The organism is Pedobacter sp. Leaf216 (assembly GCF_001421515.1).
GTDB lineage: Bacteria > Bacteroidota > Bacteroidia > Sphingobacteriales > Sphingobacteriaceae > Pedobacter.
The window spans coordinates 112,946-124,378 of the sequence record NZ_LMKM01000035.1; the positions used below are offsets into that span (position 1 = coordinate 112,946).

10 protein-coding genes are annotated in these 11,433 nt (G+C 36.0%); 7 read left to right on the forward strand and 3 right to left on the reverse strand.

Annotation, left to right across the window (positions count from 1 at the left end; genetic code table 11):
• Nucleotides 1-318: 318 nt before the first annotated feature.
• From gyrA to ASE74_RS21205, 5 genes are all read left to right on the forward strand, one after another.
• Nucleotides 319-2,913, forward strand: a complete 2,595-nt coding sequence (gene gyrA / locus ASE74_RS21185; protein WP_055913681.1) for a DNA gyrase subunit A — start codon at nt 319-321, stop codon at nt 2,911-2,913.
• Between the two features lie 158 nt (nt 2,914-3,071).
• Nucleotides 3,072-4,028, forward strand: coding sequence for a lipopolysaccharide assembly protein LapB (locus ASE74_RS21190; protein WP_235526189.1), 957 nt, complete (start codon nt 3,072-3,074; stop codon nt 4,026-4,028).
• A gap of 158 nt (nt 4,029-4,186) precedes the next feature.
• Nucleotides 4,187-5,275, forward strand: a complete 1,089-nt coding sequence (locus ASE74_RS21195; protein ID WP_235526190.1) for a lipopolysaccharide assembly protein LapB — start codon at nt 4,187-4,189, stop codon at nt 5,273-5,275.
• A 262-nt stretch (nt 5,276-5,537) separates the two neighbouring features.
• The gene (locus ASE74_RS21200) at nt 5,538-6,668 is read left to right on the forward strand and encodes an alpha/beta hydrolase-fold protein (RefSeq protein WP_162235831.1); all 1,131 of its coding nucleotides are present in this window, start codon (nt 5,538-5,540) and stop codon (nt 6,666-6,668) included.
• Between the two features lie 8 nt (nt 6,669-6,676).
• Nucleotides 6,677-7,375 (forward strand): endonuclease V, encoded by a 699-nt coding sequence (locus ASE74_RS21205; RefSeq protein ID WP_055913693.1) that lies wholly within the window; start codon nt 6,677-6,679, stop codon nt 7,373-7,375.
• Nucleotides 7,376-7,377: 2 nt separating this feature from the next.
• On the opposite strand, the gene hemF is transcribed toward ASE74_RS21205, so the two are convergent.
• The 3 genes from hemF to ASE74_RS21220 form a co-directional block, all read right to left on the reverse strand.
• Nucleotides 7,378-8,292: an oxygen-dependent coproporphyrinogen oxidase gene (gene hemF / locus ASE74_RS21210; protein ID WP_369800211.1), complete on the reverse strand. Its 915-nt coding sequence runs from the start codon at nt 8,290-8,292 to the stop codon at nt 7,378-7,380.
• Between the two features lie 81 nt (nt 8,293-8,373).
• Nucleotides 8,374-9,606: an MFS transporter gene (locus ASE74_RS21215; RefSeq protein WP_055913696.1), complete on the reverse strand. Its 1,233-nt coding sequence runs from the start codon at nt 9,604-9,606 to the stop codon at nt 8,374-8,376.
• Between the two features lie 103 nt (nt 9,607-9,709).
• On the reverse strand, nt 9,710-9,934 hold the full coding sequence (locus ASE74_RS21220) for a hypothetical protein (protein WP_055913699.1): 225 nt from the start codon (nt 9,932-9,934) through the stop codon (nt 9,710-9,712).
• Nucleotides 9,935-10,151: 217 nt separating this feature from the next.
• Here ASE74_RS21220 and ASE74_RS21225 point away from each other — a divergent pair, with 217 nt between their 5' ends.
• Nucleotides 10,152-10,637, forward strand: a complete 486-nt coding sequence (locus tag ASE74_RS21225; protein ID WP_055913702.1) for a DUF4442 domain-containing protein — start codon at nt 10,152-10,154, stop codon at nt 10,635-10,637.
• Between the two features lie 10 nt (nt 10,638-10,647).
• A complete protein-coding gene (locus ASE74_RS21230) occupies nt 10,648-11,277 on the forward strand; it encodes a helix-turn-helix domain-containing protein (RefSeq protein ID WP_055913705.1) in 630 nt (209 codons plus the stop codon).
• Nucleotides 11,278-11,433 lie beyond the last annotated feature (156 nt).

Sequence of the window (11,433 nt, forward strand, 5' to 3'; positions counted from 1 at the left end):
CCACTGTTTATAAACCTGATATAGCGGAAAGCCCGCAATGAGGTACGAGTGAGGACTTGCAGCGATAGCAGGACTGCAGACCGCCACTAAAATAGAACCTCACATTTACAAAAAAACTTACAAACCATTTTTTTTTGTAAATGCTGTAAACTCGTTAAACTGGCCTTCAATAAATTAAAATCTCACTGGGAATAAAAAACCTATAACAAAGGTCAAAACTTTTCCACAATGCCTTAATTCGGCTAAATTTTGTTAAATTCGCAAGGTTATAGTAATACCCTTTTTTAATATCGTTTTAAGTAACGAGAATAATAATTTATGGCAGAAGATTTAGAAAATCAGCAGAACGACAAAATCATTCAAATTAATATAGAGGAGCAGATGAAATCGGCCTACATTGATTATTCAATGTCGGTAATCGTATCGAGGGCTTTGCCTGATGTACGCGATGGATTAAAACCGGTACACCGCCGTGTTTTATATGGTATGCTCGATCTTGGTGTAACCAGTAATAAACCCCATAAAAAATCTGCCCGTATTGTAGGGGAGGTTTTGGGTAAATATCACCCGCATGGTGATGCATCTGTTTATTTTACCATGGTTCGTATGGCTCAGGATTGGAGCTTGCGTTATCCGATGGTAGATGGACAGGGAAACTTTGGTCACATTGATGGCGACTCTCCGGCTGCAATGCGTTATACTGAGGCACGTTTTTCTAAAATTGCTGAAGAAATGCTTGCCGATATCAATAAAGATACTGTAGATTTTCAGTTAAACTTTGATGATACCTTACAGGAGCCAACTGTTTTACCTGCAAAAATTCCTAACTTATTGGTTAACGGATCATCAGGTATTGCTGTAGGTATGGCCACCAACATGGCACCACACAATTTAACAGAAGTAATTGATGGTGTTGTAAATTATATTGATAATAGAGATATCACTATCGAGGAACTGATGAAGTTTGTAAAAGCCCCTGATTTCCCTACAGGTGGTATTATTTACGGTTATACAGGTGTTAAAGAAGCTTTTGAAACCGGGCGTGGCCGTATTGTAATGCGTGCAAAAGCCGAAATCGAAAGCATTAAGGAACGCGAAGTAATTATTGTTACTGAAATTCCTTACCAGGTTAACAAAGCACAAATGATTGAGCGTACTGCTGAGTTGGTTGGCGAGAAAAAACTGGAAGGGATTTCTAACATTAAAGATGAATCCAATAAAGATGGTATCCGCATTGTTTACGAAATTAAACGCGATGCAAACGCCTCTATCGTTTTAAACAACTTATATAAGTATACTGCTTTACAAACATCTTTCAGTGTAAATAATATTGCATTGGTAAAAGGCCGTCCGCAAATGCTAAATCTAAAGGATTTAATTGTGCATTTTGTAGATCACCGCCATGATGTTATTGTTCGCCGTACCCGTTACGAATTATCAGAAGCCGAAAAACGTGCACACATTTTAGAAGGTTATTTAATTGCTTTAGATCATTTAGATGAAGTTATTAAATTAATCCGTGCTTCCGAAACACCAGAAGATGCCCGTTTAGGCTTAATGGAAAAATTCGGATTGAGCGATATTCAGGCCCGTGCAATTCTGGATATGACGCTTCGTCGTTTAACAGGACTAGAGCGTGATAAGATCAAAGAAGAGTATGCTGAGTTAATGAAAACCATCGAACATTTAAAATCTATCTTGGCTGATGAAGGTTTGCGTATGCAGATCATCAAAGATGAGTTAGCAGAAATCCGCCAGAAGTTTGGAGATGAGCGTAGAACAACTATCGTTCACTCGGCTGAGGATATGAGCATGGAAGATTTCATCGATGATGAAGAGGTGGTAATCACGATTTCTCACGAAGGTTATGTTAAACGTACACCAGCAACCGAATTCAGGGCACAGGGTAGAGGTGGTAAAGGATCAAAAGGCAGTACTTCAAGAAATGAAGATTTTATTGAGCACATGCTCGTGGCTACCAACCATAACTATATGTTGTTCTTTACTGAGGCAGGAAGATGTTTCTGGTTGAGGGTTTACGAAATTCCGGAAGGTTCAAGAACCAGTAAAGGAAGAGCGATCCAGAACATCATCAACATTCCGAAAGAAGAGAAAATCAAAGCGTATATTAAAGTTAAAAACTTAAAAGACCAGGAGTATTTAGAGAACAATTTCATCATTATGTGTACTAAAAAAGGTACCATAAAGAAAACTTCTCTTGAGGCTTATTCACGTCCGCGGGTAAATGGTATTAACGCCATTAACATTAATGATGGCGATGTATTATTGGAAGCATGCTTAACCAATGGCGAAAGTGAGATTGTAATGGCTTTAAGATCAGGTAGGGCAATCCGTTTCAATGAAAAAACCGTTCGTCCGATGGGAAGAACAGCAACTGGAGTGCGTGGTGTAAGGCTTGCACACGATCAGGATGAAGTTGTTGGCATGATTGCTGTAAACAATCCTGAAGTTACGGTGTTAGTAGTATCAGAAAAAGGTTATGGTAAACGTACCGATATTGAAGATTACCGTGTAACCAACCGTGGAGGTAAAGGGGTAAAAACAATTAATGTTACTGAAAAAACCGGACAATTAGTTTCGATTAAAGACGTTACTGATAGCGAAGATTTGATGATCATTAACCGTTCGGGCATTGTAATCCGGATTCCTGTTTCAGCTTTAAGGGTAATGGGCCGCGCCACACAAGGTGTTCGCCTGATATCATTAAAAGGTGATGATGAAATTGCTTCGGTAACGAAGATTGATCATGAAGAGGATGAGGAAGAAACAGTAGATTTAGCAGATGTTGTGGTTACTGACGGAGAAGAAATTGAAGCCGATACAACTCCTGAAGCTGAAGATGCTGACGAAGAAGAAGGTGATTCAGATAACGAAACGGAAGAAGAAAATTAATTAAAATTAAGATTAGAATAAAAATTATGAAAAGAGTATTTCTAAGTATAGTTCTAGCAGGTGCGGTGAGCTCTGCATTTGCTCAGAAAAGTGAAGTAACCGCGGCGAAAAACGACTGGGGTTTATTCCAGCTAACTTCTTCAAGTGCATCAACACCGTTGGCAAAAAAGCTTGAATCTTTAGCAAAAGGATTGGCACATACAGATAAAGCCATTGCTGATGAAAAATCTAAAGTAATGCCTGAGGCATGGAGTTATCGTGCTTTATTTGCTTCTTCTACAGCTATTTTAGATTCAACAAGTACAGCAAATGCTGATAAAAACTTAAAAATTGCTCAGGAAGCAGTTGTTGAAGCCAAAAAATTAGATACAAAAGGAGGTGAAAAAGAAAACATCACTTTAGCTGAAACCAATATTAGCAATGCCGTAAGAAATGGTGGTGTAATTGCTTATAATAAAAAGGATTACAAAACTGCTTACGAAAAATTTGTTGCAGCAACGTTAATCAATCCTAACGATACAGCAATGTATTTAAATGCAGGTATCGCAGCTAGAAACATTGAAGATTATCCTAACATGATTACTCAATTTAAAAAAGTAATCTCGTTAAATTCACCTCAGTCTAAAGATCTTTACTCTGAAATTATTAATGCTAATTTGAGCAAACAGAAAGATACAACTGCAGCATTGGCAACGATTAAAGAAGCAACCGCTAAATTTCCTGACAATGCTGAGTGGATCAAAACTGAAACCCAGATTTATATTAATAGGGGTGATGCGGCAAAATCTGAGCAGATGTTAAATGCTTTGGCAGCAAAAGAGCCAAATAACCCTAATTATCAGGTTTTATTGGGAAATATTTATTTTACGCAAGCTTTGAAATTACAAGCAGACCGTAATAAAATCGATCCTAAAAAAGTAAAAGAATTTAATGAAGTTACCGGTAAAATGAATGCTTTATTAGATAAATCTCTTCCTTTTTATAAAAAAGCCTTAGAGGTTGATGCTAAAAACCAAGGTGCATTGGAAACGTTAAAAACGATCTATGCATTTAGAAATGATACTAAAAATTATGATGACATTAAAAAACGTTTAGACGCTTTACCTAAGCAATAATTATTCATCATCGATTTAAAAAAAGAGCCCTGAAATTTCGGGGCTCTTTTTTTTATGTTTATTTTTATCAATTATTACGGTTTTACAACATTGTTCAAATTATGCAAAATTGCCTTAAACTATCATTGACCGCTTTAATTTTCGTCTCTTTTAATGCTATGGCTCAAAAAAGCCAGATTCTTATTGCCAGAAATTCAGTTGGTAAGCTTCAGGCATCAATCGCGAATAAAGAAGATGAAAAAAAGCAATTGTCGATTATTACAGAAGGCTTAAAAGCAATAGAATCAGCAGAAAAAGATAATAAAACCAAAAATTGGGGCGAAACCTGGTCTATAAAATCTTATTTAACATCTTTTGCTTCTTTAATAGATAATGATCCGAATAATGCGAACAAATTTTATGATGCGGCTATTGAAGCGGTAACAAAAGCAAAATCTTTAGACCGTTATGATGACAATGGAGGCCTAATTAAAGCATCAGATCATAATATTCTGATAAAAAAACAGGATAAAGGCAATGAAGCTTACTTCAATAATGATTTTAAAGAAGCTTATGCAGATTTAAAAGAAGTTTGTGATAATTTCCCAGCAGATACCACATTAGCTTTAAATACCGCAATTTGCGCGCTGAATATTCAGGCTTATGATGAATCTTTAACGTATTTTAAAAGGGCAAAAGAAAATGGCATCAGAAATCCATCTGTTTTCCAAAAGATGGCACAGATGTATGTCGTAAAATCTGAAAACGAAACTGCAATTAAAACTTTAGAAGATGGTTTGGTGCTAAATCCTTTCAACCGTTTTTTAACCAATGATTACATCAATTTATTATTGGATACCGAAAACTATAACAAAGCACAAGGTTTAATTGAAAATAACCTTAAAGTTGAGAAGGGAAGCAAATTGCTTTATTTTCTGTATGGTTACCTGCAACAAGTTGGAGGAAACAATTCTACAGCGATTTTAGCTTACGACAAAGCATTATCTACCGATCAGAACTATTTTGATGCTTTGTATCAGTTGAGTTTAGCTTATATCAATACAGCGAACGAAACTTTGAGTAAAAACGACGCTGATAAAAATGAAAAATATAAAGGCCTGATTGATCGTGCACAATTTGCTTTACAGCGTGCAAATGAAATTAATCCTAATGATAAAAAAACCGTACAGTTGCTAATCGATATTTACGCCAAAAAAGGAGCGACAAATAAAGTACAGGAACTTAACCGCAGGCTTCAAGAATTATAATTTATCGAGTGATTTTTTAGGAAAGGAGTGGTAAAAGAAATATCAACTTAACATAATATTAATTATAAGACAAATAGTAAATAGTGCTATTGCTTTGATTTATATGGTTATTTGTATATTTAATGCTGTTGATCCGTTGTTTATTCTAACTATTATGCAAAACTTACTGCTTAAGATAAATTCCTCAAGAATTTTGAATTATTTTAAATTCGTGTGTGTATGCGTAATTCTACTTTTTTCATTTAAAACAAATGCTCAAAAAGTGGAACAAATTAAATCTGATCAGGGTGAAATTGTAACAATGTATTCCGATATTCTTAAGGAAGACCGAAAGATTTTGATCTACACGCCAAAAGATTCAATAAATTCTGAGAAACGATATCCTGTAATCTATGTTCTGGATGCCGATAATCATTTCGCCCAAATGGTAGAATATTCTAAATACCTCAGTCGGCAAGATGTGTATGTTATCCCGCCAATGATTGTTGTAGGAATAACAAATACAAATCGTGTTCGTGATCTCACACCGTCAAAAAGCAATTTCGACTATTCTGGTAAACCAGATACCACCCTTAATGCACCTTATAAGAATAGCGGAGGAAATGAATTTTTTTTTCAATTTATTCAGAAAGAACTCCTGCCCTATGTTAATTCGAATTATAAAATTCAACCTTACCGCATTTTAGCAGGACATTCATTTGGTGGTCTGACGGCTATCAATTGTCTGATTAATTATCCGGATATGTTCAACGCATATATTGCCGTGAGCCCATCCTTCTGGTGGGATCAGAAATTTCTTCTCAAACTCGCTGATAAAAAACTGAAAGCAGGATCATCTTTATCGAAAACGCTTTTTTTTAGCGATGGAAATGAAGGTTCTTCACCAGAATCACCTTTTCATAAAGATGTTTTAAAGTTTGATTCCCTACTCAAAAGCCGTAGCATAAAAGGATTAAATTTCGAATATACGAGCTATCCTATGGAGAGCCATATGACTGTTCCTATTAAAACATACTATGACGGACTTCGATTTGTATATCATCAATGGGCTCTTCCTCCTGTAAGTGATGAAAAGATAAATTCAGAGATTATTATGAAACATTATAAAGGATTGTCGCAAAGGTTTGGTTATCCAATTTTGCCTGATGAAGCATATTTCAACGGCTTGGCGCAATGGTTGGTGAAAAGTCCGACAACCATAAATAATGGCATAAAGATATTGGAAATGAATACAGTAAATTATCCATCCTCTTCAAGAGCTTTTATGTCTTTGGGAGCAGCATACACAATGAAAGGAGAAAAGCAAAAAGCCATCGCTTTGTACAAAAAGGCCAGTGAATTGAATCCCACTTCAAATGAAATTAAATTACGCTTGCAGGATTTACAGAAATAAGATATCCCATGTACGATCACTACAGCTTTGAAGATGCTACCGCATATCAAAATGAATTAGCTAAACAATTAAAGTTTCAGCCGATCGATAAAATTGAAACCATTGCCGGTGCAGATATTTCTTTCAATAAAAACAGTACAACCATGTACGCTGGAATTGTGATCTTAAGTTATCCGGAAATGATTTTGAAATCTTTTGCTATAGATACTTTTGAAACAAATTTTCCTTATAAAGCTGGATTTTTAGGTTTTAAGGAAGTTCCGGCGTTAATAAAAGTTTGGACCTTGATAAATGATAAGCCCGATGTTGTTGTATTGGATGGTAACGGAATTTTGCATCCACGCCGCATGGGTGTTGCTTCACATTTTGGAATTTTAGCAAATCAGGCTTCAATTGGTTGCGCTAAAAGCCTTTTGCATGGCGAAAACCATGTTCCGGAAAATAAGAAATTAAGCACTGCTAAAATCATCAGTCATGGTGAAACCTTAGGTTTTGCATTGCGTACAAAAATTAATTGCGAATCCGTGTATGTTTCTGCCGGTCATTTAATTACGGCTGAACAAGGTTTGGAAATTATGAAAAATAGCGTTGGGAATTATCGAATTCCTGAGCCAACGCGTATGGCACACAACATTGTAAATGATTTTCGCATTGGGAAATTAAAACCTGGTTTTCATAAGGTATCGGCACCGCTGACTTTATTTTGATCCTAAATCCAATTAATTCCTTTTTTTAGCAGTTGCTGGGTTTTATATTCATCAGAATTGATCTCAGGCTGAACATTATAGCCCCAGTTGGCCTGTGGAGGTAAACTCATTAAAATAGATTCTATCCGGCCGTTGGTTTCTAATCCGAATTTGGTCCCCGAATCGTAAACTAAATTAAACTCAACATAACGGCTACGGCGTTGATATTGCCATTCTTTCTGTGCCTCGGTAAATTCTTTATCACGGTTCCGGTCAATCAGTTCTGTATAAATAGGTAGAAATGTTTCACCAATATTTGCAGAGAAATCTAAAATCTGTTCCCAGCTTAGGTTTGTGTTTTCTGGTTTTAGTCGGTCGTAAAAAATCCCACCAATTCCACGGGTTTCTTCACGGTGTTTAATAAAGAAATAATCGTCGGCGTGCGTTTTAAATTTCGAATAAAAATCAGTGCTGAAATCGTCGCAAGCTTGCTTTAGTTTATGGTGAAAAAAGCGGGCATCATTTTCAAACACATAATGTGGCGTTAAATCTATTCCACCACCAAACCAACGTGTTTCTTCATTCAATTCGAAATAGCGGATGTTCATGTGAATAATCGGAACCAATGGATGATTCGGATGAATTACAATCGAAACACCAGTTGCAAAAAAATCATCTTCAGTAACATTAAAAGCTTTTTTTACTGATTCGGGCAGTTTACCATAAACTGCAGAAAAATTTACACCACCTTTTTCAATAATTGCTCCTTTTTGCATAATCCGCGTACGGCCGCCTCCCCCACCGGTTCGCTCCCAAAGTTCCTCTTCAAATTTACCCTTGCCATCGGCAATTTCCAATCCCCTGCAAATTTCATCCTGTATTTGCTTATAACGCGCTGCTACTTCTTCTTTGAACATGATGGCTCCTTCTATTTCCATACAAATTTAAGGCTATTAAAGCAGCTATATTGATTTATGTTTAGATAGTACATTTTATTGACATTGGTTATGGCGGAACTATTATTCTTCTAAATAATTGAGATCTTTATTAAAGCTTTCTTTCAAATAAGAAACTGAAATCATAGCAATAACTGTTACAATACCCATTACGATAAATGCAGCTGAGACTATGCTGTAATGGTGAACAAAAAATTCGAATACGAATGTGATTGGAATTAAGGCCCCGCGTACAAAGTTTGGAGCTGTTGTGGTTACGGTAGAACGGATATTTGTGCCAAACTGCTCAGCAGCGATGGTTACAAAAGTTGCCCAATAGCCAACGGCAAATCCCATAAACAAACAAATTAAGATAAATGTGCTTTCAGTTAAACCTGTGCTGGTAAGGTATATAATGACGGTAACCACAGAGAGACTTTGGAAAATTAATACCGTTTTTTTTCTTGACTTTAATACCTGTGCTAAAAAGCCACAAACCACATCACCAATGGCAATTCCGAAATAGGTATACATAATACCTGTACCTGCATTAAGTAAATCTTTCGCCCCAAGTGCTTTTCCTATTTCTGGCGATTGGGTTACTAAAATGCCTACAATAAACCAAAGTGGAAGACCTAAGCAAATACAGGCGAGATATTTTAAAAACCGTTTTCGATCAGAAAAAAGCATAAAAAAATTGCCTTTAGAAACTTCAGTACTTTGTTCGGCGTGTTTAAACATGCCCGATTCGAAGGTGCCTACACGCAAAAGCAATAATAAAAGGCCCATGCCCCCTCCCACAAAATAAGAGGTTTGCCAGGTGAAATGTTTGCCAATGGTAGCTGCTGCTGCTGCACCTAATAAGCCAATCCCCGCAACAACCATTGTTCCGTAACCACGTTTTTCTTTATCCATAGTTTCGGTAACCAGTGTAATTCCAGCACCTAGCTCTCCTGCAAGGCCAATACCAGCTATGAGTCTGATAATGGCGTAAGTATGAACATCGGTTGCGAAACCATTGGCAATATTAGCAACAGAATACATTAAAATTGAACCAAACAGCACTTTAATTCTTCCAAATTTATCGCCAATAATGCCCCATATTAATCCTCCGATCAATAATCCGAACATTTGCATGTTGATTACATATTCGCCTTCAGTACGCATGTGTTCTGCGGAAACACCGATATCTGTAAAGCTTTTTAAACGTACAACAGAGAATAAAACGAGATCGTAAATGTCAACGAAGTAACCCAGAGCGGCTACAATGACTAAGAAAATGACATTACGGTTGTTGGTTTTGGCTTGAGGATCCATTTAATATTTGGTTTAAAGGCTGAAAGTACACAATAACCCAAATATTTGAAATAGATTTTATAAAAATAAAAGCCACTCTATTTCTGGAGTGGCTTTTATCATCCTACATTGGAGGATTTTTTTTAGTAGTATCAGGTGGCATTTTTGTTGTGGTATCAGGCATTTTTTTCGATGCTGTGTCAGTCATCGTCTTTGTGCTGTCCATTACTTTTGAAGAATCCGTCATTGTACTGTCTGAAGAACCAGCCATATTTTTTGACGAATTGCATGCTGAAGTGGCTATCATAAGAGAACCCGCGAAAGCAAGACTTAAGATTATTTTTTTCATAGTTTTTTATTGTTATCTATCAACCAAACAACAATGCAATCATTTGGTTTTAATTTTTTTACTTCTTGTTGACTATTTTAATTCAATATCACTCGTTAATTAGTTCGCGAAGGTGAATGCCAGCTATAATAACATTCAACGCTTAATTACCAAAATATTACCAAATCAAGCGGTGTAAAACTTTAAAAGGTGGCAAAACTTTCTGATATTAGTAAGTATGATTATTTCTCAAAATACCCTGAAATGGGTAATGCGCCTTTACCCTCCTTTGTTTTTTCAGCGCATTTGGGTTCAAAAATTTGAAAATGAATTTAGAAGCTGCACAGTTAAGCTGAGTAAAAGTTTTTTAAATAAGAATTATAACGGATCTATTTTTGGTGGAACTATTTATGCCGCAACCGATCCGTTTTACGCCCTATTATTCGATCAGTTGATGCAAAGGCGGGGTTTTAAAGTCCGTGTTTGGTTAAAAAGTGCTTCTATACAATATTTAAAGCCGGGCCGTTCTACTTTGTATTTTACCATCACTGTAAGTGATGAGATGTTGAACGAAGCAGAACACGCATTAAAAACCGTTGGAAAATTTGTAAAAGCTTATCCAATGGAAATTACCAATAAAAGCGGTGAGCTTTGCGCCACTGTAATGAATGAAGTATATATCCGAAACTTACATCAGGGCGAAGCGCCTAGAGTTGCTTACTAATTTTTAGATTATGCCGAGTATTAAGAGTTTAATTTTGCAGGGCGAAGGTGTGATGCTCGATTTTAAGAAAACCATTACCAGTACCGAAAAAATAGCGAAAAGTTTAGTGGCCTTTGCCAATAATAAGGGTGGGAAATTATTAATTGGTGTGGCCGATGATGGATCTATAAAAGGTGTAAAATCAGAAGAAGAAGAAAAATACATGATTTTAACTTCTGCACACCAGTTTTGCAAGCCAGCTATAGAGCCTTATTTTGAAGAAATTTATGTAGATGATAAATTGGTGCTTGTTGTAAATATTCCTGAAAGTGATACAAAGCCTCATTATGCGCTTGATGACCAGAAAAAGTGGTGGGCATATATCCGTATTGATGATAAAAGTGTTTTGGCCAGTAGAATTATTATTGAAGTGCTTAAGCAGGAATACAAAAGCAATGGTGTACTGATTTCTTATTCAGAAAATGAGAAAAAACTACTCGAATACCTGGAACAGAATCAAAAAATCACATTAAAAGAATTTAGTAAGCTATTACGAAGTTCTTACCGCAAGGCACAAAAAGTATTGGTTAATTTAATTCTGACCAATGTGATCAAATCGCACACCTCAGAAAAAGAGGAATATTTTACTGCTGTGAGGTAAATATTTAATAAAATATTTTTTATAAATCGTTTTTCTGAACTCGTTTCAAGATCTTTGCCTAATAGAATTGCTTTCAGCATAATCGTCCTCCTGAACTCGTTTCAGGATCTTTAAATCGATTTGTTGAAATAGATGCTGAAATAAATTCAGCAAGAC

Coding starts and splice junctions, on each gene's coding strand:
- gyrA (WP_055913681.1), top strand. CDS start 319: ATGGCAGAAGATTTAGAAAATCAGCAGAACGACAAAATCATTCAAATT.
- ASE74_RS21195 (WP_235526190.1), top strand. CDS start 4,187: ATGGCTCAAAAAAGCCAGATTCTTATTGCCAGAAATTCAGTTGGTAAG.
- ASE74_RS21205 (WP_055913693.1), top strand. CDS start 6,677: ATGTACGATCACTACAGCTTTGAAGATGCTACCGCATATCAAAATGAA.
- hemF (WP_369800211.1), bottom strand. CDS start 8,292: ATGGAAATAGAAGGAGCCATCATGTTCAAAGAAGAAGTAGCAGCGCGT.
- ASE74_RS21215 (WP_055913696.1), bottom strand. CDS start 9,606: ATGGATCCTCAAGCCAAAACCAACAACCGTAATGTCATTTTCTTAGTC.
- ASE74_RS21220 (WP_055913699.1), bottom strand. CDS start 9,934: ATGAAAAAAATAATCTTAAGTCTTGCTTTCGCGGGTTCTCTTATGATA.
- ASE74_RS21225 (WP_055913702.1), top strand. CDS start 10,152: ATGATTATTTCTCAAAATACCCTGAAATGGGTAATGCGCCTTTACCCT.
- ASE74_RS21230 (WP_055913705.1), top strand. CDS start 10,648: ATGCCGAGTATTAAGAGTTTAATTTTGCAGGGCGAAGGTGTGATGCTC.